The organism is Roseospira visakhapatnamensis (genome assembly GCF_014197915.1).
Taxonomy (GTDB): domain Bacteria; phylum Pseudomonadota; class Alphaproteobacteria; order Rhodospirillales; family Rhodospirillaceae; genus Rhodospira; species Rhodospira visakhapatnamensis.
Map to the genome: position 1 here is coordinate 1 of NZ_JACIGK010000040.1, position 21,661 is coordinate 21,661.

19 protein-coding genes are annotated in these 21,661 nt (G+C 63.8%); 13 read left to right on the plus strand and 6 right to left on the minus strand.

Annotated features, from left to right (window positions below; genetic code table 11):
• Positions 1 to 112: 112 nt before the first annotated feature.
• The 5 genes from GGD89_RS17790 to GGD89_RS17810 form a co-directional block, all read right to left on the minus strand.
• Complete coding sequence (locus GGD89_RS17790) at positions 113 to 1,057, minus strand: ABC transporter substrate-binding protein (protein WP_184048242.1); 945 nt, start codon at positions 1,055 to 1,057, stop codon at positions 113 to 115.
• Between the two features lie 187 nt (positions 1,058 to 1,244).
• Positions 1,245 to 2,246: an ABC transporter permease gene (locus GGD89_RS17795; protein WP_343058645.1), complete on the minus strand. Its 1,002-nt coding sequence runs from the start codon at positions 2,244 to 2,246 to the stop codon at positions 1,245 to 1,247.
• Between the two features lie 42 nt (positions 2,247 to 2,288).
• Positions 2,289 to 3,839 (minus strand): sugar ABC transporter ATP-binding protein, encoded by a 1,551-nt coding sequence (locus GGD89_RS17800; protein ID WP_184048248.1) that lies wholly within the window; start codon positions 3,837 to 3,839, stop codon positions 2,289 to 2,291.
• A 212-nt stretch (positions 3,840 to 4,051) separates the two neighbouring features.
• Positions 4,052 to 5,221, minus strand: coding sequence for an iron-containing alcohol dehydrogenase (locus GGD89_RS17805; protein ID WP_184048251.1), 1,170 nt, complete (start codon positions 5,219 to 5,221; stop codon positions 4,052 to 4,054).
• A 265-nt stretch (positions 5,222 to 5,486) separates the two neighbouring features.
• On the minus strand, positions 5,487 to 5,801 hold the full coding sequence (locus GGD89_RS17810; RefSeq protein ID WP_184048255.1) for a hypothetical protein: 315 nt from the start codon (positions 5,799 to 5,801) through the stop codon (positions 5,487 to 5,489).
• Between the two features lie 164 nt (positions 5,802 to 5,965).
• Here GGD89_RS17810 and GGD89_RS17815 point away from each other — a divergent pair, with 164 nt between their 5' ends.
• Complete coding sequence (locus GGD89_RS17815) at positions 5,966 to 7,048, plus strand: LacI family DNA-binding transcriptional regulator (RefSeq protein WP_184048258.1); 1,083 nt, start codon at positions 5,966 to 5,968, stop codon at positions 7,046 to 7,048.
• A gap of 48 nt (positions 7,049 to 7,096) precedes the next feature.
• On the opposite strand, the gene GGD89_RS20255 is transcribed toward GGD89_RS17815, so the two are convergent.
• Positions 7,097 to 7,402, minus strand: coding sequence for a hypothetical protein (locus tag GGD89_RS20255; RefSeq protein WP_246423204.1), 306 nt, complete (start codon positions 7,400 to 7,402; stop codon positions 7,097 to 7,099).
• Here GGD89_RS20255 and xylF point away from each other — a divergent pair.
• The 12 genes from xylF (at position 7,386) to GGD89_RS20590 (ending at position 21,324) form a co-directional block, all read left to right on the plus strand.
• The gene (gene xylF / locus GGD89_RS17820; protein WP_343058646.1) at positions 7,386 to 8,309 is read left to right on the plus strand and encodes a D-xylose ABC transporter substrate-binding protein; all 924 of its coding nucleotides are present in this window, start codon (positions 7,386 to 7,388) and stop codon (positions 8,307 to 8,309) included. The genes GGD89_RS20255 and xylF overlap by 17 nt on opposite strands.
• Before the next feature lie 119 nt (positions 8,310 to 8,428).
• Complete coding sequence (locus GGD89_RS17825; RefSeq protein WP_184048260.1) at positions 8,429 to 9,967, plus strand: xylose ABC transporter ATP-binding protein; 1,539 nt, start codon at positions 8,429 to 8,431, stop codon at positions 9,965 to 9,967.
• 56 nt (positions 9,968 to 10,023) lie between these two features.
• Positions 10,024 to 11,157 carry a sugar ABC transporter permease gene (locus GGD89_RS17830; protein WP_246423205.1) on the plus strand — a complete coding sequence of 378 codons (1,134 nt, stop codon included), beginning with the start codon at positions 10,024 to 10,026 and terminating at the stop codon, positions 11,155 to 11,157.
• A 143-nt stretch (positions 11,158 to 11,300) separates the two neighbouring features.
• Positions 11,301 to 12,767 (plus strand): xylulokinase, encoded by a 1,467-nt coding sequence (xylB, locus tag GGD89_RS17835; protein WP_184048264.1) that lies wholly within the window; start codon positions 11,301 to 11,303, stop codon positions 12,765 to 12,767.
• Positions 12,760 to 14,067: a xylose isomerase gene (gene xylA / locus GGD89_RS17840; RefSeq protein ID WP_184048266.1), complete on the plus strand. Its 1,308-nt coding sequence runs from the start codon at positions 12,760 to 12,762 to the stop codon at positions 14,065 to 14,067. Before xylB ends, xylA begins: the two co-directional genes overlap by 8 nt.
• Positions 14,068 to 14,341: 274 nt before the next feature.
• Positions 14,342 to 15,136 carry an IclR family transcriptional regulator gene (locus tag GGD89_RS17845; RefSeq protein WP_221238548.1) on the plus strand — a complete coding sequence of 265 codons (795 nt, stop codon included), beginning with the start codon at positions 14,342 to 14,344 and terminating at the stop codon, positions 15,134 to 15,136.
• 297 nt (positions 15,137 to 15,433) lie between these two features.
• On the plus strand, positions 15,434 to 16,084 hold the full coding sequence (locus GGD89_RS17850) for a 2-dehydro-3-deoxy-6-phosphogalactonate aldolase (protein WP_184048270.1): 651 nt from the start codon (positions 15,434 to 15,436) through the stop codon (positions 16,082 to 16,084).
• 101 nt (positions 16,085 to 16,185) lie between these two features.
• Complete coding sequence (locus tag GGD89_RS17855) at positions 16,186 to 17,145, plus strand: tripartite tricarboxylate transporter substrate binding protein (RefSeq protein WP_184048272.1); 960 nt, start codon at positions 16,186 to 16,188, stop codon at positions 17,143 to 17,145.
• A gap of 61 nt (positions 17,146 to 17,206) precedes the next feature.
• Positions 17,207 to 17,710 carry a tripartite tricarboxylate transporter TctB family protein gene (locus tag GGD89_RS17860; protein WP_184048275.1) on the plus strand — a complete coding sequence of 168 codons (504 nt, stop codon included), beginning with the start codon at positions 17,207 to 17,209 and terminating at the stop codon, positions 17,708 to 17,710.
• A 29-nt stretch (positions 17,711 to 17,739) separates the two neighbouring features.
• Positions 17,740 to 19,290: a tripartite tricarboxylate transporter permease gene (locus GGD89_RS17865; RefSeq protein WP_184048278.1), complete on the plus strand. Its 1,551-nt coding sequence runs from the start codon at positions 17,740 to 17,742 to the stop codon at positions 19,288 to 19,290.
• 548 nt (positions 19,291 to 19,838) lie between these two features.
• On the plus strand, positions 19,839 to 20,261 hold the full coding sequence (locus GGD89_RS17870) for a GlcG/HbpS family heme-binding protein (protein ID WP_184048281.1): 423 nt from the start codon (positions 19,839 to 19,841) through the stop codon (positions 20,259 to 20,261).
• Between the two features lie 157 nt (positions 20,262 to 20,418).
• A complete protein-coding gene (locus GGD89_RS20590) occupies positions 20,419 to 21,324 on the plus strand; it encodes an NAD(P)-dependent oxidoreductase (protein WP_343058647.1) in 906 nt (301 codons plus the stop codon).
• Positions 21,325 to 21,661: the final 337 nt, after the last annotated feature.

The following is a 21,661-nucleotide window of genomic DNA, read 5'->3' on the forward strand; positions in this document are numbered from 1 at the left end:
GAATGGAGGGTAGCCCATCCGTGGGGCTCGCCCCACGGATGGGCACGCAGGTGCGCCCCCACGAACAAAATTTCCAGACATCAGGTTACACAGCCCCTGTTGTCAACAGGTTCTAGTAGAGAACGTTCTGGGCTTCGGGTGCGTCGATGTTATCCTTGGTGACAAATACGACGCCGGTGTCGATAAACTTGTCGACCTCTTCGCCGGCGATGATCTTGGCAACAGTCTGAACGCCGAGGTCTCCCATCTGGAAGGAGCCCTGCACGGCAATGCCGTCCAATGTGCCATCGCGCACGAAGTCTTGCAGGTCCTGATTGCCGTCAAACCCGATGGCCGTGAGCTGCCCAGCCCTGCCGGCCTGTTCGATCGCCCGGCCCATGCCCGCGGCGGTGGGTTCGTTCGCGCCGAAAATGCCGTTCAGATCGGGGTTGGCGGCCAGGGTATCGACCGTCTGATTCAACGCGGTCGCCATGAGAGACTGAGAGTAGAGCGGTCCCACGATCTCGATGTCGGAGTTCGCCTTGATGTAATCGGTAAACCCTCCGACGCGCCCGATCTCCGAGCCGACGCCCGGCACATAGGACATGATGGCAACCTTGCCCTCGTTGCCCATACGCTCGATCATCTCCTTGGCGCAGAGTTCGCCCGCCGTCTTATTGTCGGTGGACAGGAACGATTGATAGTATTTCGTGCCGTCTTCAGAGAGCCCGCTGTCGATCAGGACGACCGGGATGGCATTTTCCCAGGCCTTCTTGACCGATGGGATCAGAGCGTCAGGATCGGAGGGGGCCAGAACGATGCCCGCGACGCGTCTGTTGATCGCGTTATCCACCATGTTGACCTGATCGGCCACGTTGGATTCGGCCGCCGGACCCTGGAAGGTCATCGTGTAATCAGGCAGGTGCTCGATGGCCGCCTGGGCGCCGTTGTTGACGTTCTGCCAAAAATTCGAGTTGGCGGTCTTGACGATGACGGCGATTTCTTTGCTTTGGGCCCATGCCGGGGCGCACGCCATCATTGCGGTCGCGGCCATCAGTCCGATGATCACGGTCTTCATGGAACTCTCCTTTCCTCCTTTGGTCGGGTCTGTGATCCGGCCGGATGGCAGACCCGATCTTTCACGCGAGGCGCACGGCTTTGGTGGGTCGTTCGGAACAGGAGACCCGCCGTCGGACGCCACGTGTCCTTTGACTGGCATCGGTGGGCTCTGCTGCCGGCGGAAGCTCGCCGGGACGAGCGTCCCCTCAGCGGCGGTTGCGCAGCTGGTCGATCCAGACCGTGCCGATGATGACCAGTCCGATGATGATCATCTGCGTGAAGCTGGACACGCCGTTCATGTTCAGCCCATTGCGCAGGATGCCGATGATGAAGGCGCCAATGATGGTTCCCGAGATGGTGCCGACGCCGCCGGCGAGCGAGGTGCCCCCGATGACGGCGGCCGCGATGGCATCGAGTTCGTAGGCCACGCCCTCGTTCGGCTGTCCGGTCACAAGACGCGACATCAGAACGATGCCGGCCACACCGGCCATCAGCCCGGACAGAACATAGGCGCCGACCTTGACCTTCGAGATCTTGACGCCGGACAGCCGGGCCGCCTCTTCATTGGAGCCGATGGAATAGAGATGGCGCCCGAAGGGGGTCTTGCGCAGCACGATCGCCATGATCACGGCGAGAACGGCCATCAGGATCACCGGATAGGGAAGTCCCGGGAAGACGATCTTGGGAAAGCCACTTGCGGTCTCGGTGACGACACGCCACAAGGACTCGTTACCCAGCGTTCCAAACTCGGACGGAAGCCCCGAGACCGGTCGCGCCCCCGTGATCTGGAGCGCGACGCCGCGCGCGATCATCATCATGCCGAGGGTGGCGATGAACGGCGGCAATCTCAGCCGTGTGATCACAAGCCCGTTGAACATGCCACACACACCGCCCGTCGCCACGCCGATCAGAAGGGCGAGCGGCACAGGAACGCCGAACTGTGCAGCCATGGCGGCCATCACTCCGGCCAGGGCCAGCACGGAGCCGAGGCTGAGGTCGATACCGGCCGTGATGATGGTCATGGTCGCCCCGATGCCAATGAGCGCGATGGTCGACGTCTGAAGCGCGATGGTGACCATGTTGCTCACGGTCAGGAAGGCGTCACTGGTCAGCGAGAACGCGATCATCAGCAAAACCAGCCCGGCGAGAGCGGCGAACTTTTGCATGATCGCCTTGCGATCGATGGACGGCTTGGCGTGCGGCGTCACCGAGTCGAGACCGGCCATATTCCTTTTCCTCCAGCGTGTTCGTCACATGGTCATGCGCTTGACGCCGGAGGCGTACTGCATGATCTCTTCTTGATTGGTCTTTGATGTTTCAAAAATTCCCGACACTTCGCCTTCGTGGAAAACGACGACCCGGTCGGTCATTCCAAGAACTTCGGGCAATTCCGACGTGATCATCACCACGCCGATGCCTTCGTTCGCCAACTGGTCGAGCAACTGGTAGATCGCGAACTTGGCGCCGACATCGATGCCGCGGGTCGGCTCGTCGAAGAAGAGCACGCGACTTTCGCGAAACAGCCATTTGCCGATGACGACCTTCTGCTGATTGCCACCGGAAAGATTCCGCACCACCTGATCGATCGATGGCGTCTTGATTCCGAGCTTGGTGACGGATGCGCGAGCGGCCTGTGCCTCGGCGGTGTTGTCGATCAGCCCGTGCCGGACGACGGCCTCGATATTGGCCATCGTGATGTTCTCTTTGACCGTCATCTTGAGGGAAAGACCGTTGAGCTTGCGGTCTTCAGACAGATAGGCGATGCCCGCCTTGATCGCGTCCACGGGGCTCGCGACGGTGATGTCCTTGCCCTCCAGCATCACATCGCCCGACAGCCTGGGGTCGGCACCGAAGATCGCCCGCGCGGTTTCGGTGCGACCCGCCCCCATCAGGCCGGTAAAGCCGAGAATTTCGCCGCGGCGCAGGTTGAAACTGACGTTCTTGCAGTTCTTGGCGCCGGAGAGGTTCTTGACCTCGAAGATCACGTGATCCGTCGGCCTGGAGACGCGTTCGGGAAACTGTTGTTCCAAAGACCGGCCGACCATGGCGGCGACGATGTCGTCCACGGAGACGTCATCAAAAGGCTTGGTCCAAACATAGCCGCCGTCCCGTATCACGGTGACCCGGTCGACGATGCGGCTCAGCTCTTGCAGTCGATGCGAGATGTAGGCAATGGCGACGCCCTGGCGTCTCAAGTCGTGGATGATGTCGAACAGCTGGTCGATTTCGGACTCGGTGAGCGCCGAGGTGGGCTCATCCATGATGAGCACTTCAGCATTGAGCGACAGAGCTTTAGCGATCTCCACCATTTGCTGACGCGCGACTGATAGGGAGAGCACAAGGTCCGACGCCTTGATATCGACCTTGAGGCGATCAAGGAAGATCTGCGCGTCGGCCTCCATTCTCTTGCGGTCGACAAACCACCCCGTCTTCGGCTCGCGTGCGAGGAAGATGTTCTCCGCGACAGTCAGGTGCGGCACCAGGTTCAGCTCCTGGTGAATCATGGTGATGCCGGCGGCTTCGCTGTCTTGCAGGGTATCGAAGCGAACGGGTTGGTCTTTGTAGGTGACCTCGCCCTCGTCGGGCTGGAGTTGCCCGGTCACGACCTTCATCAAGGTCGACTTGCCCGCCCCATTCTCCCCGCACAGCGCATGCACCTCGCCGCACCGCAGGTCGAGCTGTATGTTGTTGAGCGCCAACACACCCGGGAACCGCTTGACCACGCCGCAGGCCCTGAGGATCGGCTTATCGATATCAGCCTCCAAGGCTCGTGTCGCGTGCGCACCCGTCGCTGCGGACATCCACCCCTCCCATGTCGTCCATGTCGTGCCGCCCTCTTTCGCTTGCGCGTCCCGTGCAGAAAATCTTGGCGTCGACGCCGCCTTCTTCTCAACCGTGGTCGTGCCCCTCGTGCACTGATTCAGAAGACAGATGCAGTCCGCTTTTTGTGCAGCGACGTTTGCATTCAAGGGGGATTCCCTTGAATGCGTCGCTGCACTAGTGCCAACAGGCCCTAGGCATTGCGGAAACTCTTCATGTAGATCTGCCGCATGTCTTCCTGACTCGGCACGACCGGATTGCCCTGGTTGTCGGGGAACTCCATGGCGTGGGCCAGGATCGGCGGGATATCGTTCGACGTGATGCCGAAATCATCCAGACGGCGGTAAAGTCCGATCAACTTGAGGAAGCGTTCAACCTCCAGCGCCAGGGACTGAGCGGCCACCTCGTCCGAGGCCGTTGCCAAGGCCGGATTGAACATGCGCGCAACCCTGGCGAACTTGCTCACGGCACCGCGCCAGGTGAAGGCCGCGAACGCCGGGTAGATCACCGCCAGGGACTCGCCATGGCTGACCTTGGGGAAGTGGCCGCTGATCGGCTGGCCGGCGGCATGAGGCAGCGTGGTGCCGACATTGGCCAGACACTGACCGGCTAGCGTGTCGGCCCAGGCCAGATCCTCGCGCGCGGACAGATTGGACCCGTTGGTCACCGCCACCGGCAGCGAACGCAACACCCTGGCGATCGCATCGAGCGCAATGGCGTCGACCGCTTCGCATGCGCCTGTGTTGATGTAGGATTCGAACGTGTGGGTGAAGATGTCGAAGCCTGTCGCGGCGGTAACGTGCGCCGGCAGACTCAGCATCAATTCGGGATCGATGATCGCGACACGGCAAAGAAGATTGTCGTCACAGATCGCCGACTTGCAGGTCTCAGCAGTGTTGGTGAAGACCGAAACCTTGGAGGTCTGAGTCCCTGTACCGGAGGTCGTATTGATCGCCATGATCGGCAAGGTGGCGGCGGTCGGCGCCTTCTTGAAGTAAAGATAATCCCATGCGGTGCCGGGATGACGCGCGGCCACGGCGATCGCCTTGGCCGTGTCGATGGCGCTGCCGCCACCCATGCCGATTACCGCCTTGACACCTTCGCCCTTGGCCAGTTCGGCGCCGCGCTGGATCGCATCCAGCGTCGGGTTGGGCACGACATCCGTGGACGTCACGACGCGCACGCCCGCTTCACCAAGCGATCGTTGAACGTCCTCCACCTTGTCGGCGGCGACCGTCAAAAGCATGGGATCGACAACGAACAGGGCGCTGTCCGCCAGATCCCTCGCGGCGGCGCCCGCGTCGACACGCCGGCCGGACCCGAAGAGCAAACGAGTTGGTTGGTAAAAGTTGAAACTTTTCATCGGTTTCCTAGCACCTCTCCCGGTCCAGCGGGCGCCGATCGATATCAGGCAGCGCAGTCGGTGACGGCGCGCTGGGTGGCGCCGGACGTCGCCGTGCGGCGAGCATTCCGCCAGCACGGTTTACTTCGATTTTGAAGGAATGCTCCCACTGGAACAGACCCTGGTCTCGGGCAGGGCGTCCAGTCACTTCACTTCCCCCAAATTTGTTTCCGAAATACCATGTCAGGCTGGATGCGGTCAAGCTAAAACGTAACACTATGACGTTTTAGTCAATGCGCATGATTTCAGTCCCCGCCGACATCACAAGTCCCTCGACACCCCGGATCCGGCTGTGCGCGTTGCCTTGTCTCTCCGGGGAGACGCCGGAGGCCGCCCCCGAGCCGCCCCCCGAGCCGTCGACGGGGGCCACGCGCCTCGTCGCAAGAGCCTGAAATCCGTCACGGCGTATCGAGTCAGACTCGCGGGTCGTCACGGCGGTCTCGCCGCCGGCGCGGCCGTGGTCGCGGATCTCGCGCAGCCCATCGGCGCCGGGCGTCTTGGCGACCAGCGCCGGCCGGTCCATCATGGTATCGGTGATCATCGGGTCTCCTGTCTTCGGTCCTGGTTTGGCGACAAGGCTCTACCGGAGATCCGCGATGACCACCGCTGTGGACAAGCGGCCCGCCGTCACCTGACTCCAGGCGCTCGCGGCGGCGGACCCCTTGCCCACGGTTCCCACACCCCTCCACGGGACCTCGGTCAGGCATGCGCGAGAACGTCAAAGCCAGAACACCCCGTCGTCGCGGAAACGCGCCGACACTGAAGGATGTCGCCGACCTCGCGGGTGTGTCGTCGATGACCGTCTCGCGCGTGATCAACAAGGACTCCGCCGTGCGTGAGGAAACGCGCAAGCGGGTCGACAGGGCGATCAAGGCGCTCCGCTACGCGCCCAATTCCGCGGCTCAGGTCCTGGCCCGAGCAGGCCAGACCAAGCTGGCCCTGCTCTATACGAATCCCAGCAACACCTATCTCAGCGAGGTGCTGGTCGGGGCGCTGACGGGCGCGCGGCAAAGAAACGTTCAGCTTCTGGTCGAGAGCTGCCACGACCAGGAGCCATTCTCGACATTGTCAAAGCGTTTGGTCGAGAGTCGAGTCGACGGCGTCATCCTGCCGTTTCCGTTCTTCGACGTCCCCGACATCGTCACGCCCTTGCACGACGTCGACATGCCCACGGCGACCTTCGTCTCCGGAACGCCGCTGTCGGGAAGCTTCGAGGCGATCATCGATGACAGACAGGCCGCGTTCGACATGACCCGGCATTTGCTGTGCCTCGGTCATCGCAGAATTGGCTTCATCGTCGGCAACCCCAACTATCCGGGCAGCGGTCGCCGCCTGGACGGCTACCGCTGTGCCCTGCGAGAAAGCGGGGTCGCCGACGACCCGGACCTGATCGTCGGTGGCGACTTTTCCTATCGCTCGGGTCTTTTCGCGGCTCAGACACTGCTCGATTTGCAGCACCGGCCGACAGCGATTTTCGCCAGCAACGACGACATGGCGGCGGCCGTGATCGCCGCCGGTCATCGACGACACCTCATGATTCCCGAAGACCTCAGCGTTTGCGGCTTCGACGACACCTCCCTGGCGACCACCATCTTTCCCGAATTGACGACGGTTCGACAGCCGATCGCCGAGATGGCCATGGCAACCGTGGAGATGCTCGCGGAGGCGGTACGGCAAAGGCGCCGGAAGGAGCCGGTCGAACCCCGCACGCAGACCTTTTCGCACACCATCGCGCACCGTGCCTCCGTCGGGCCTGCCGCGGCAAATCGAAACGTTGACAATGGTTGAAAAGGCCGTAAAGTGATTGTGATTTTTGGCGAGGATTTATGTTAGCGCTCACATCAACGCGATGTCGGCCGGCGACAGGACCTCGGCAAGGTCAAACCGTTTGTTCGACAGGGCCGTGACGGCCGTGGCGGGTACATGGGGCGATTGGGCGGTGCGCGTCGCCATGCGCGTAACCGTCACCTGAGCCGGGAGAAGCTCGCGCCCTGGTGCCAAACCGGGAGACAAGATGATGACGAGGACGAGGACAAGACCGCTGTTCGTCGCGCGCTGCTTTGCTGTCACGGCGATCGGCCTGGGAGCGCTGACGGCGCCGGCAACCGCCAGTCCGGAGCATCCGGTGCTGGGGTTCTCCATCTCCGACCTGCGCCTTGAGCGTTGGGCTCGCGATCGCGACTACTTCATCGAAGCCGCCGAGAAGCTGGGGGCGACGGTCAACGTACAGTCGGCCAACGCCGACGAGCAGCGCCAGATCCAGCAGATCGAAACGATGATTGCCCAGGGCGTCGATGCCATCGTCATCGTTCCGTTCAACTCGGAGGTCCTGACCAACTCCGTCGCCGAAGCCAAGAGCGCCGACATCCCGGTCGTCTCCTACGATCGCCTGATCCTGAACGCGGACGTCGACGCCTACATCTCCTTCGACAACACGCGGGTTGGCGAAATGCAGGCACAGGGCGTGGTCGATGCACAGCCGACCGGCCGGTACTTCCTGTTGGGCGGCTCGCCCACCGACAACAACGCCAAGCTGCTGCGCCGGGGCCAGATGAACGTTCTCCAGCCGCTGGTCGACACGGGCGCCATCGAGATCATCGGTGACCAATGGGCCAAGGAGTGGAGCCCGACGGAGGCGCTGTCGATCATTGAAAACGTGCTGACGGCCAACGCCAACGATGTTGATGCCATCGTCGCTTCCAACGACGAGACCGCCGGCGGCGCCATCCAGGCGCTCGCGGCGCAGGGCCTGGCCGGCACGGTGGCCGTCTCCGGTCAGGACGCCGATCTGGCCGGCGTGCGGCGCGTCGTCGAAGGCACCCAGACGATGACCGTCTACAAACCGTTGCGGCAGATCGCGTCCGAAGCGGCCAAGCTCGCGGTCCAGTTGGTCCACGGCGATCAGCCCGACTACACCGACAAGATCGACAACGGCATGAAGGATGTCGACAGCGTGCTCCTGACCCCGATCAACATCACCAAGGACAACGTTGATGTTCTGATCGACGACGGTTTCTACACCAAGGCACAGGTCCACGGTCAGCCGTGAGCCGAGCGGCGGGGCGGCCTCGCGCCGTCCCGCGACCGTCCGGGAGGTCCCGCGTGCGGGGCTGTCGATCGGCCCGTCCCTGGAGCCGGTTCCGTCCACTCGGGAGGATCGAGCCTCTCATGTCCGACTATCTTCTCGAAATGAAGACGATCGTCAAAGAGTTCTCCGGCGTTAAGGCTCTTGACGGAATTGATCTGAAGGTGCGGCCCGGCGAAGTCGTGGGCCTTTGCGGCGAGAACGGCGCCGGGAAGTCGACGCTGATGAAGGTGCTGTCCGCGGTCCATCCGCACGGCACGTGGAGCGGCGAGATCATTTGGGAAGGGCAGCCGCTTGAGGCGCGGACCATCCGCAGAACGGAACGCGCGGGAATCGTCATCGTCCACCAGGAGCTGATGCTGGTTCCCGAGCTGTCCGTCGCCGAGAACATCTTCCTCGGTCGCGAGGTCGCCTCCAGGGGTGGGGTCCTCGACTACGAGGCGATGAACGCCAAGGCCAGCCGGTTGATGGCCGACTTGAAGATGTCCCACGTCAACGTGGCGCTTCCGGTCTCCCATTACAGCGGCGGCATCCTGCAACTGATCGAGATCGCCAAGGCGCTCGGCAAGAACGCCAAGCTGCTGATCCTCGACGAGCCCACCTCCGCGCTGTCCCAATCGGAAACGCGGACCCTGCTGGACCTGGTGCGCGGGCTGAAGGACCGCAACATCGCCTGCGTCTACATCTCTCACAAGCTTGAGGAGATCGAGGCCATCTGCGACACCGTGGCGGTGATCCGCGACGGCCAGTTCATCGGTCAGGCGCCGATGGCCGCGCTCACCGTGGACAAGATCATCCACATGATGGTCGGCCGCGAGTTGAAGGAAAAGTATCCGCGCGAACCTCATGCAATCGGCGAGGTCGTGTTCGATGTGAGACACGTCACCTGCCACGACCCGATCAATCCCGACAAGAAGAAGGTGGATGACGTCTCCTTCACGGTGCGCGCCGGCGAGATCCTTGGGATCGCCGGGCTGGTCGGGGCCGGCCGGACCGAAATGGCCAGTGCGTTGTTCGGCCATTACAAGGGGCCGCACTCGGTCGACATCCATCTCGACGGGCGGCGTATCGAGGTCAAAACCCCGCAGGACGCGGTCTCGCACGGCATCTGTATGGTGCCCGAGGACCGCAAGCGGCATGGCATCGTGCCGCTGCTGGGCATCGGTCAGAACATCACCCTGGCCGTCCTGCCACGGTTCGCGCGCTTCGGGTTGATCGACGAGGCGGCCGAGTTCTCGGTCATAGGCCATGAGATCGACGCGATGTCGATCAAGACGGCGAGCCCGCTTCTGGCGATCACCAGCCTGTCGGGCGGCAATCAACAAAAGGCCGTGGTGGCCAAGATGCTGCTGCCCAAGCCGCGCGTCTTGATCCTGGACGAACCGACGCGCGGCGTCGACGTGGGCGCCAAGTACGAAATCTACAAGCTGATCTACGGCCTCGCCAAAGACGGCATCGCCATTGTGATGATGTCTTCGGAACTGCCCGAGGTGCTGGGGATCAGCGACCGCGTCCTGGTGATTGGCGACGGAGAAGTGCGGGGCGACTTCGTCAATGACGGAACGTTGACGCAAGAAAAGATTTTGACCGCCGCTCTCACAAAACGCCGGCAGGCAGCCTGACGTAAGGTCAGGGTGTAAATATAATATGGGAGACCATGTAGATGTCTACCGGGGGTATGCAAAGTTTCGCCACAATTTTTAGTCGATACAAGATCCTTAGCCTCCTTTTTGTAATTGCTGTAATTTGGCTTCTTTTTGGCTGGCTGACGGACGGCTATTTCCTGACTCCACGCAATTTTTCGAACCTTTTGCGGCAGATGGCGATCACCGGGATGTTGGCGGCCGGTATGGTGTTCGTCATCATATCCGGAGAGATCGACCTGTCGGTGGGATCGCTCCTGGGCCTGTTGGGTGGCGTCGCGGCCATTCTTGACGTCGTCTACGGCTTCCCCGTTCTCGCCACCATCCTCACGGTTCTCGCCCTGGGCCTGATGGCCGGCCTGTTCAACGGCTGGTGGGTGGCCTATCGGGGTGTTCCGTCCTTCATGGTGGGCCTTGCCGGACTGATGGCCTATCGCGGCGTGCTCCTGGGCATCACCGACGGGTCGACCGTCGCCCCTGTCTCGCCCGGCCTCGTGCTGATCGGCCAAGCCTATCTGCCACGTCTGGCGGGCGATCTCCTCGCCGGGTTCGTTTTTCTCCTGGTGGGCGTCCTGATCTTCCGCTCCCGCGCCAAGCGCAGGCGGTACAATCTTGACGTGCCTCCCTTGTGGCAGGATGTCCTCAAGCTGATCGGCATCGGCGTCGTGATCGCCGGCTTCGTGATCATGCTAGACGAGTATCGCGGCATTCCGATCCCGGTCCTGGTGCTGGGCATCGTCCTTGGTGTCTTTACGCTGATCTCGAGGCAGACGGTGTTCGGCCGGCGCGTCTATTCGGTGGGGTCGAATGTCGAGGCGACGCGGCTGTCGGGCGTCAACGTCAAGGTCGTCAAGCTCGCCGTCTTCGGTCTCGTCGGCCTGATGTGCGCCGTCGCGGGCCTGACCACGACGGCGCGGCTGGCGGCCGGCTCCGTCTCGGCGGGCAATCTCGGCGAGTTGGACGCCATCGCCTCGTGCATCATTGGCGGCACGTCCATGCGCGGCGGCTCCGGCACGGTCTACGGCGCCCTGATCGGCGCCCTGATCATGGCGAGCCTCGACAACGGCATGTCGATGCTGGGTGTCGAGACCTTTTGGCAGATGATCGTCAAGGGCTCGATCCTGCTTCTGGCGGTATGGGTCGATATCGCGACCAGCGCCAAGACCTAAGCCATGACCCCCTGAGACACGAAACGGAACGCGAGGTGTCGCGCGGCGCCGCGGTGGGGCGCGTCCCACCCGGCATCCCCTACCCGAGTCAACGTCGGCAGAAACGAACGATCGAAACGCGGACGGCCGGCAAGGAGACGGACATGAGCTTTCTCGGAATCGATGTGGACACCTCTGGCGTCAAGGCCATGCTTCTGGACGCCGAGGGCCGGGCCCTTGCGGACGCCAGCGCACCGTTAACGGTGTCGCGACCGAGGCCGGGCTTTTCCGAGCAGACGCCGGATGACTGGTGGACCGCCGTTCTGGAGGCGGTGGACGGTCTGGCGCACCGCCATCGACGCCAGATGGCCGCGTTGAAAGGCGTCGGCCTGTCGGGCCAGATGCATGGCGCGACGCTGCTCGACGCGAACGATGCGGTCATTCGCCCGGCGATCCTGTGGAACGACGTGCGTTCGGCGAACGAGTGTCGCGAGATGGAGGAGAGTCTTCCGTCGCTGCGGCGGATTGCCGGTAACATCGCCATGCCCGGCTTTACCGCGCCCAAGGTTCTGTGGGTAAGGAAGCACGAGCCGGACACCCACGCCCGCATCGCCAAGGTGCTGCTACCGAAGGACTATGTCCGCCTGCATCTGACCGGGGCCTATGCCTCCGACATGTCGGATGCGGCCGGAACGCTGTGGTTGGACGTCGCCAAGCGCGACTGGTCGGACGAGCTTCTGGCCGCGACTGGGCTGACCCGCAACGCCATGCCGTCGCTGGTCGAGGGCAGCGAGGTGTCCGGCCGGCTCAAACGGTCTCTGTGCGAGCGGTGGGGCGTGCGAACACCACCGGTGGTGGCTGGCGGCGGTGGTGACAACGCCGCTTCGGCCTGCGGCATCGGCGCCATTGAACCGGGCGCCGGCTTCGTCTCACTCGGCACGTCGGGCGTCCTGTTCGTCTCCAACGAGACCTTCCGGCCCAATACGGAGGGCGCGGTTCACGCCTTCTGTCACGCGATCCCCGGGACCTGGCACCAGATGGGTGTGTTTCTGTCGGCGACCGACAGCCTCAACTGGCTGGCCAAGCTCGTGAACAGGAAACCCGCCGAATTGGCGGGCATGGTGACCGAGGGGTTCAACGGCCCCGGGGAAGAAATCTTCCTGCCTTATCTCTCCGGCGAGCGGACCCCCCACAACAACGCCAAGGCCCGAGGCTCGTTCGTCGGGCTCTCTCATCTGTCGGACGCCCGCACCATGGCGCGGACGGTCATGGAGGGTGTGGCGTTCGCGGTGCGGGACTGCCATCGGGTCCTATCCGATGCCGGAACGACGATCGCGTCGCTGATCGCGGTGGGCGGTGGTTCGAAGTCCGAACTCTGGCTCGAAATGATCGCCACCACCCTCGGCATGGCGGTCGAGGTGCCCGAGGACGGCGACTTCGGCGGCGCCTTCGGCGCGGCTCGCCTCGGCATGATCGCGGCTACGGGCGCCGCTCCCGAAAGCGTCTGCACCAAGCCCAAGATCGTCAAGACCATTGAACCCCGGGCCGACCTCACAGCGGCCTATGACGATCAATACGAGCGCTATCGTGCGCTTTATCCTGCCATCGAGGAGACCTCTCGCAATGACTGACTTTTTCAAAGGCATCGAGCCGGTCAAGTATGAAGGGCCGGAGACGACCAACCCGCTCGCCTATCGTCACTACAATCCGGACGAGGTGATCCTGGGTAAGCGCATGGAGGACCATTTGCGGTTCGCCGTCGCCTATTGGCACTCCTTCGCCTGGGAAGGCACCGATCCGTTCGGCGGGCGGACCTTCGAGCGTCCGTGGTTCGACGGGGGCATGGATGCGGCGACGGTGAAGGCCGATGTCGCCTTCGATCTGTTTGCCCTTCTCGGGGTGCCGTTCTTCTGCTTCCATGATGCCGACGTTCGCCCGGAGGGCGAGAGCTTCGCGGAGTCGAAGAGCCGGTTGGACGCGATCGCCGACGTCTTTGAGAAGAAGATGGCCGAGACCGGCGTCAAGCTGTTGTGGGGAACGGCGAACCTCTCTTCCAATCGACGCTTCATGTCCGGCGCGGCGACCAACCCGGATCCGGACGTTTTCGCCTACACGGCGGCGACCATAAAGGCCAACATGGACGTGACCATGCGCCTTGGCGGCGCGAACTATGTGCTTTGGGGCGGCCGCGAGGGCTACGAGACGCTGCTCAATACCCGTCTTGGCCAGGAACTGGACCAGATGGCGCGGATGCTGTCGATGGTCGTCGACTACAAGCACAAGATCGGCTTCAAGGGCACGATCCTGGTCGAGCCCAAGCCGCAGGAACCCACCAAGCACCAGTACGACTACGACGTCGCCACGGTCTACGGTTTTCTGAGGCGCTACGGCCTGGAAGACGAGGTCAAGGTCAACATCGAGGTGGGCCACGCCTTCCTGGCAGGCCATACGTTCGAGCACGAACTGGCGCTGGCCGCCGCACTGGGGATCTTCGGCTCCATCGACATGAACCGCAACGACTACCAGTCGGGCTGGGACACCGACCAGTTTCCGAACAACGCTCAGGAAACGACGCTCGCCTACTATCACATTCTGAAGGCCGGCGGCTTCGGGACCGGCGGCACCAACTTCGATTCCAAGCTGCGGCGCCAATCCGTGGATCCCGTGGACCTGCTTCATGGCCATATCGGCGGAATGGACACCTGCGCGCGTGGTCTGAAGGCCGCCGCCGCGATCATCGAAGACGGAACCTACGACGCCTTCCTCAATGAGCGTTACAAGGACTGGCAGGGTGCAGAGGCCCAGGCGATGCTGAAGGGCGACCGCAGCCTGGAGGAAATCGCCGCCCGGGTCGAGCATGAGGGCATCAATCCACCGCTGCGGTCCGGACGACAGGAGTTCCTCGAAAACCTCATCAACCGGTTCGTTTGAGCGCCCATCATACTGTGCCTTGGCGATGGGTGGATGCCCAGGGCTGTCCAGGTCTCCTCAACGCACCGAGGAAGCCAAGGCGTGGTTGGGGGCGGGGTGCGGCGCGGCGTCCCGATCCGGGTTGAGCCGGCCACGCCGACCGGCACCCCGTCGCGTAGCGGATTGTATCACTATGTGGACAGACATGTTTTTATTTGACATCAGGGGCGAGGTGCGGCTTATGAATGGTTAGCACGTCGGGGACATGGCCCGGACGCGGGAGGGGACAGGGGCGATGAGTCCGTCGGACTCGCAGCGTAAGCCGCCGGTGGCGGGAACCCAGACCTTGATGCGGGGGCTGACGGTCCTCGAACTGGTGGCGAACGGAGTTCGCGACGTGAAGGGGTTGTCGTCCGCAATGGGGACGACCCGCGGCACCATGCACCGGATGCTCTCCAGCTTGGTTGCGGACGGCTACCTGCACCACATTCCCTATGGCGGTTACTTCCTTGGCCCCAAGCTGATCCGGCTCGGCATGGCTGCGCTGGAGGAACGCCCGGTCGTGGCGTTGGCCAAACCGCATATCGAGGCCCTGGCGCGGAGCACCGGCGACACCATCCATCTCGGCGTCCTGGACGGCTCGGACGTGCTCTACTTGGACAAGATTTCGGGCTCGCGCGGGCTGCTGATGCGCTCGCGCATCGGTCAGCACATGCCGCTGGCCACGTCGGGACTGGGCAAGGCGCTGATGCTCGACCTGCCGGCGGAGCGGTGGAAGGACTTCTACGACCGGGCGACGCTTCTCAAGCGGCAGGCCGGGGGGCGGCCCAACCCCATTCCCTGGGCGCGTTACGCCGACCAGATGAAGACCTATCGCGAGACCGGATGGGTCTATGATCTCGAGGAAAACGAGACCGACATCCGGTGCGTCGCGGCGCCGATCCGGGACGTGTCCGGCCGCGTGGTCGCGTCCGTCAGCGTGACCAGCGCCATTCTCTACATGCCCGACGACCGCATGGCCCAACTGGGACCGCAGGTGCGCGCGACCGCCGAGGCGATTTCCGTCGACCTCGGATGGGGGCGCCCATGACCGTGTCGCCTGTCTCCCCGTCTCCATCGATCGGGCTCGACCGGGGGACCTCCAGTCCGCGCGCCGTCCTCATGATGGATGCGCGTGGCACGGTGCGCCACCGTCCGTCCAGCCGGCATGGGCTTCAGAGCCCGCCCCTCGTGCTCTGCGGGGATGCCGGTCTTCGCCGCCGCCACGCGCGCGCGCCGGCCGTGCCGGGGGTGGAGTCCGCCGCCTTCGGCGAGACCACGGCCCCCCTGGGTCCGTTGCGCTTCGCCGCGGCGGCCACGCCGATCTCTCCCGCTGATGAGGTTTCCCATGTCTTCTCGCTCGCTCGTGGTTCGGTACGAGGCGGCGATCCAGGCGCTGCCGCTGGTCGCCATTCTGCGCGGACTCACACCGGCTGAGGCCGCGCCGCACGCCGAGGCGCTCTACGGGGCCGGATTTCGCCTGATCGAGGTGCCACTGAACTCACCGGACCCGTTCGATAGCATCAAGACCATGCGCGCGTGTCTGGCCGAGGACGCGATCGTTGGCGCCGGAACCGTCACGAAGGCCGGCGATGTGGCTCGTCTGGCGGAGATTAGCGCGGATCTCGTGGTCATGCCGCATGCGGACACCGCGGTGATCGCGGCGGCCAAGGCGGCCGGCCTGATCTGTCTTCCGGGTGTTGCGACGCTGACCGAGGCCTTCGCGGCACTGGCGGCCGGCGCCGACGCGCTGAAGATCTTTCCGGCCGAGATGATCCAGCCGGTCGCCGTGAAGGCCATGGGCTCGGTGCTGCCGGCGGGGACGCGGCTGTTTCCCGTCGGGGGGATCACGCCCGAGACCATGGCGCCGTTCCGGGAGGCCGGGGCCAGCGGATTCGGGCTCGGGTCGGCCCTCTACAAGCCGGGGATCGACGCGGCGGAGGTCGCGGTGCGGGCCCGTCACTTCATCGAGGCATGGCGCGGTCCTGGACCCGCTTGAGCGTCGTGCGCTCGAAGGCGGCATTTGCCAGTCGTCGGATGGGAGATGTCGGAGCCATAGACCGACGGAAGGAAAGAGAAGAGAAAAAGGGAGACTGTGCAATGAAATGGACGACTATGCTGTCCGGCGCCGTTGTTGCCACGGCGGTCGCTTTCGCCGGCGCCGCCGGTGCCGCGGACTATCCGAACAAGCCGATCGAACTCGTGGTGCCCTATTCGGCCGGTGGCGGAACGGACCTCGTGTCGCGTGCCTTCGCCGATGCCGCGAAGGCGCATCTCCCGCAGCCCATCGGCGTCGTGAACAAGACCGGCGGCGCGGGCGCGGTCGGTCTCAGCGCCATCATGGCGGCGCGGCCCAACGGTTACAAGATCGGCATGGGCACCGTCGAGATCACCATGCTGCCGCATATGGGCCTCGCAAGCTTCACCGTCGATGACTTCACGCCCATCGCCCGGCTCAACGCCGAGCCGAGCGCCGTCACCGTCAAGGCGGACGCGCCATGGCAGACGATCGAAGAGTTCATGGACTACGCCGAGGCGAACCCGAATGCCGTGCGCATCGGCAATTCGGGCACCGGTGCCATCTGGCATCTCGCGGCGGTCGCCCTCGAGGAGGCCAGCGGCGTGACCTTCAACCATATCCCCTATGACGGCGCGAACCCGGCCGTGACGGCGCTGCTGGGGGGTCACATCGAGGCGGTCACGGTGAGCCCCGCCGAGGTGGTCAGCCAGGTCCAGGCCGGCAAGCTGAAGATCCTCGCGGTGATGAACGAGGACCGCTCGCAGACCTTCCCGGACGTCCCGACCCTGAAGGAGAAAGGCTACGACGTCACCGTGACCACCTGGCGCGGCATCGTGGTCCCGAAGAACACGCCGGACGACATCGTCGACGAGCTGCGCGCGGCCGCGAAGGCGACGGCCGACGAACAGTCCTTCCGCGACACGCTCACCAAGCTGAACCTCACCTGGGCCTACGCCGATGCCCCGGACTTCGCGAAGGTCATGCAGAAAGACGATGCGTTCTTCGCCGACATGATGGCGAAGCTCGGCATGTCCAACTGAGATCAACCCAGAGCCCCGGCCGCGCAAGCGCCGGGGCTGCCTTCACGATCGGGGTGAGGTCATGAAGCCTGCATCCGACGAGACCACGGCCGGAGCGCGCCGCGCTGAAACGATCGCCAACCTCATCATCGCCGCCATCGTCGTCGGCGTGTCGGTCGCCGCGATCCTGGGCACCCAGCACTTTCCCGCGGTGCGTCTGAGCACGGATGTCGGTCCCGCGCGGTTCCCGATCATCTACAGCGGGGTGCTGATCGTCCTTAGCCTGCTGCTCGTCGCGGGCACGCTGCGCGGCCGCCAGTTTTCCGAGGCGGCCAAGCCCAAGGGCCGAAACGCCTATCTTGCCGTGGCGGCGGGCGTGGCGCTGACGCTCATCTGCCTGGTGGCCATCGTCTACGTCGGCTACGTCGCCTCGACGATCGTCTACGTGATCGCCCTGATGGTCCTCATGGGACGACGAAACCTCCTGACGACGCCGCTGATCGCGATCGGGCTGACCGCGCTGGTCTACTTCACCTTCTCCTACGGCCTGCATGTTCCACTGCCGGTCGGCAGCCTGTTCGAATAGTCGCAAGCCCTCGTCAAGGGAGAGAAGACGTGCATGAAATCGACATGCTCCTTCAGGGCTTCGAGCGCCTTGCCAGCGAACCCTTCGCGCTGCTTCTCGCCGTCGTGGGCGTGGCCCTCGGCATCGTGCTGGGCGCGCTGCCTGGTCTGACGGCGACCATGGGCGTGGCGATCCTGCTGCCCTTTACGTTTGGCCTGGATCCCCTGTCCGGCCTTCTGATGATCAGTGGCGTGTTCTTCGGCGGTATCTATGGCGGCTCGATCACCGCGATCCTCCTGAAGATTCCGGGCACGCCGGCGGCGGCCGCCACGGCCATGGACGGCTTCGAGATGACCCGCCGGGGCCAGGCCGGTCTGGCGCTCGGAACGGCGACGTTCTCCTCCTTCCTTGGCGGCACGTTCAGCGTTTTCGTGCTGATCTTCCTGGCGCCGGTGCTTGCCAATTTCGCCCTGGAGTTCAGCGCATCGGAGAGCTTCGCGCTGGCCGTGTTCGGCCTCAGCATCATCTCCAGCATCTCGGGCCGGTCGCTGGTGAAGGGATTGATGGCGGGCTTTGTCGGGCTCCTCATCGCCACCGTGGGGCTCGATCCGATGGGTGGCTTTCCGCGCTTCACCGGCGGCATGACGGAACTCTTCAACGTGCCCTTCATCCCGGTGATGATCGGCCTGTTCGCCGCGGCCGAGGCCTTCAAGTCGCTGGAGGACGTGGACCTGCGCCGCGAAGTGGCGGCGGCGCTCGGTCGCATCATTCCGCCGTGGTCGCTCTTTCGCAAGATGCTTCCCACCGTCGGCCGCTCGTCGGCGCTGGGCGTGGCGATCGGCATGATCCCCGGGGCGGGCGCCGACATCGCGGCCTTCATCGCCTACAGCGAGACCAAGCGCTTCAGCAAGACACCTGAGACCTTCGGTCGCGGCGAGCCATCGGGCGTGGCGGCCTGCGAGGCCGGGTCCAACGGCTGCACCGGCGGCGCCATGCTGACCATGCTGACGCTCGGCATCCCCGGGGACGCGGTGACGGCGGTCATGCTGGGCGCGCTGACGCTGCAAGGCCTGCAGCCGGGGCCGCTGCTCTTCCAGGATCACGCGGATCTGCTCTTCACCCTGTTTGCCGGAATGCTGGTTTGCTACGTGCTGATGCTGGTGCTCGGTTTGGCGTCGCTGCGCTTCATGGGCCGCATTCTGCAAATGCCGAAGTCGATCCTGACGCCGGCCATCTTGGTGCTGTGTATCGTCGGCACCTACGCCCTCAACAACTCCATGTTCGACACCTTCATCATGCTGGCGGCGGGCGTCGCGGGATACTTCATGCAGAAGTACGGGTTCCCGGCCTCACCGGTGGTGCTGGCCCTGATCATGGGGCCGATGGCGGAGGCCAATTTCCGCCGGGCGCTGTCGCTATCGAGCGGCAGCTACGACTTCCTCTACACGCGGCCGATCACGGCGGGGCTGCTCTTGCTGGCGGCGATGACGCTGTTCATGCCGCTGCTGCGGCACCTGATCGGCAAGCGCAACCGCTCACGGCGCGCGGCCCTGGCGCGGGAGGAGGGCGCGGATCTCGACTCGAAGAATGGAGCGGAGTAATGGTCTGGTCGATCCGGAGAAATATGAGCATGTTTCCAGGTCTTGGGCGGTGATGTCTGTTTATGAGGCGGCGGTTTTATTGAAAAGAGGCAGACCGCCGTCGTGTTGCGACTTGCCCGTCGACCAAAGGCGCCCGGACCTGGCCGCCGCTGACCCCGTTCAAGGTGCGGCTGCCGGCGGTCCGATGTGAGTTTTCGGACATGACGGTGGCGGATGCGCTGGATGGGGTTGGCCAAGGCCGGATCGGATACGGGTCCGGCTGACGGCCAGTGCCTGCACCCTGAAGCTCTCGGCGGTCATCCCGTGCGTTGGAACGGCATGAGCAAGGCCGCGGTCCGCCGGTGACTGGCCGAACGAGCGGGTCCAGGGCGAAGACCCCGCACAGGACGCCGGACCCGTCCAGCGGAACCGTCTTCGTTCTGGACGTCCTCGGACGTCGGGCATCCGGGCGCGGATCTCCTCATCCGTATCGTCATCCGGGACGTGACATTCCGGTCGGACCTGCCTGGGGGGCGGTCAGTTCAGTGCAGCGAACAAAGGAGAGCACCATGATGACCATCGTACGGCTGGACCTGGTCGATGCCCGCGTGCTGATCGCCGGTGCAAGGGCCAAGGCAGAGGAGATCGGCGTGCCGATGTGCATCGCGGTGACCGACGAAAGCGGCCACTTGATCGCTCTCGAACGGATGGATGGGAGCAAGGTCACCGGCGTCGCACTCGCCATGGACAAAAGCTTCACCGCGGTGGGGACCAGAAAGGGCACGCACGACCTCGGGGAGGTCAGTCAGCCCGGCAAACCGGCCTACGGACTCTCGTCCGCCTTGGGCGGGCGCATGGTGGTGATTGGGGGCGGCCTGCCCGTTCTTGTCGAGGGCGAGGTGGTCGGCGGTATCGGCGTCAGTTCCGGAACGCCGACACAAGACCGAGAGGTCGCCGAGGCCGGGATCCGGGCGCTTTCCGACTCCGCGTGATCCCCGGGGAGGGACAAGCCGGTCCTCACGCCGTTTCCAACTGTGCGCGCTCAGTACCCGATGGCACGAGAGCCGTGCGTGGATGTGCTCTCGATATTTCCATGCCAAAGGTCATTCTCAATGACCGTTGGTATCAGTATCGCGATCCTGACCAAACATACAGAAATCTCGACAGGAGACAGACATGACAAAGCCTGTTATCGGGTTTATCGGCCTCGGCCTAATGGGCGGAAACATGGTTGAGTGCTTGCAGAACAACGGCTTCAATTTGGTTGTCATGGACCTCAACAAGGAGGCCGTGGCGACCGCCGTTGCCCGCGGCGCCACCGAGGCAACCTCGCCCGCCGAACTGGCTGCGGCCAGTGACATCGTGATGCTCTGCCTCACCACCTCTGCGGTTGTCGAGAAGCTGGTCTATGCCGACAATGGTATTCTGGCCGGCATCAGGGAAGGCGCCGTGCTGATCGATTTTGGAACGTCGATCCCGGCGTCCACCCGCAAGATCGGAGCCGATCTCGCGGGCAAGAGTGTGGGCATGGTCGATGCCCCGCTCGGCCGCACGCCGGCCCATGCCAAGGACGGGCTTCTCAATATCATGGCCGCAGGTGACAAGACGACGTTCTCTCGGGTTAAACCGGTCCTCGACGTGCTGGGCGAGAACATCTTCTACCTTGGTGCGCTTGGAGCGGGTCACACAACAAAATTGATCAACAATTTCATGGGGATGACCACCGTCTGCACGATGGCGCAGGCCTTCGCCGTGGCCGAGCGCGCCGGTGTCGACTGTCAACAACTCTTCGACATTATGGCCAGCGGCCCCTCGAGTTCGCCTTTCATGCAGTTCTGCAAGAAGTACGCTGTAGACGGTATAAGCGACCTGGGCTTCTCCATCGCTAATGCAAACAAGGACCTCAAGTATTTCCTAAGCATGGTCGAGGATCTGGGGTCGCGGACCCGGATTGCCGAAGGGACCTCATCCAACCTGCAGGCCGCTTTTGAGGCCGGCATGGGTGACAAGAATGTCCCGGAAATCTTCGACTATTTTCTTAAGCTCGAGAAATAAGGTCTCCCTTGTGAAGCACGATGCTGATCGAGGCGGTCGCGGCCCAAAGGCCGTCCGGTGCCTGGCAAATCCCGTCACGACCGTCGGGCTCAGGGCACCGGAATAGACTCAGTCCTTTGTGCGGCGATTCTTGCGGTCATGGGGGTCTGCCTTGGCCGCCTCGCCGCACAACATCTTGAAGTCAGGGCGCCTTTGATCCAGACAAGAAAACGCGGACAGCATCTTTTGTCTGGATCAGTGCACTAGAGTGCTCTGGGGTCGGGTTGAGTCGCCAGGGATTCCCACGGACTCGATTTTATGATTCAACGGACCGACCGTTAGGAGGTCGGTCCGCATG

Bases quoted from the DNA above. Each gene is read 5' to 3' on its own strand.
- GGD89_RS17790 (WP_184048242.1), bottom strand. From the start codon at position 1,057: ATGAAGACCGTGATCATCGGACTGATGGCCGCGACCGCAATGATGGCG.
- GGD89_RS17800 (WP_184048248.1), bottom strand. From the start codon at position 3,839: ATGTCCGCAGCGACGGGTGCGCACGCGACACGAGCCTTGGAGGCTGAT.
- GGD89_RS17805 (WP_184048251.1), bottom strand. From the start codon at position 5,221: ATGAAAAGTTTCAACTTTTACCAACCAACTCGTTTGCTCTTCGGGTCC.
- GGD89_RS17810 (WP_184048255.1), bottom strand. From the start codon at position 5,801: ATGATCACCGATACCATGATGGACCGGCCGGCGCTGGTCGCCAAGACG.
- GGD89_RS17815 (WP_184048258.1), top strand. From the start codon at position 5,966: ATGCGCGAGAACGTCAAAGCCAGAACACCCCGTCGTCGCGGAAACGCG.
- GGD89_RS20255 (WP_246423204.1), bottom strand. From the start codon at position 7,402: ATGGAGAACCCCAGCACCGGATGCTCCGGACTGGCGGTTGCCGGCGCC.
- GGD89_RS17825 (WP_184048260.1), top strand. From the start codon at position 8,429: ATGTCCGACTATCTTCTCGAAATGAAGACGATCGTCAAAGAGTTCTCC.
- GGD89_RS17830 (WP_246423205.1), top strand. From the start codon at position 10,024: ATGCAAAGTTTCGCCACAATTTTTAGTCGATACAAGATCCTTAGCCTC.
- xylB (WP_184048264.1), top strand. From the start codon at position 11,301: ATGAGCTTTCTCGGAATCGATGTGGACACCTCTGGCGTCAAGGCCATG.
- xylA (WP_184048266.1), top strand. From the start codon at position 12,760: ATGACTGACTTTTTCAAAGGCATCGAGCCGGTCAAGTATGAAGGGCCG.
- GGD89_RS17845 (WP_221238548.1), top strand. From the start codon at position 14,342: ATGAGTCCGTCGGACTCGCAGCGTAAGCCGCCGGTGGCGGGAACCCAG.
- GGD89_RS17850 (WP_184048270.1), top strand. From the start codon at position 15,434: ATGTCTTCTCGCTCGCTCGTGGTTCGGTACGAGGCGGCGATCCAGGCG.
- GGD89_RS17855 (WP_184048272.1), top strand. From the start codon at position 16,186: ATGAAATGGACGACTATGCTGTCCGGCGCCGTTGTTGCCACGGCGGTC.
- GGD89_RS17860 (WP_184048275.1), top strand. From the start codon at position 17,207: ATGAAGCCTGCATCCGACGAGACCACGGCCGGAGCGCGCCGCGCTGAA.
- GGD89_RS17870 (WP_184048281.1), top strand. From the start codon at position 19,839: ATGATGACCATCGTACGGCTGGACCTGGTCGATGCCCGCGTGCTGATC.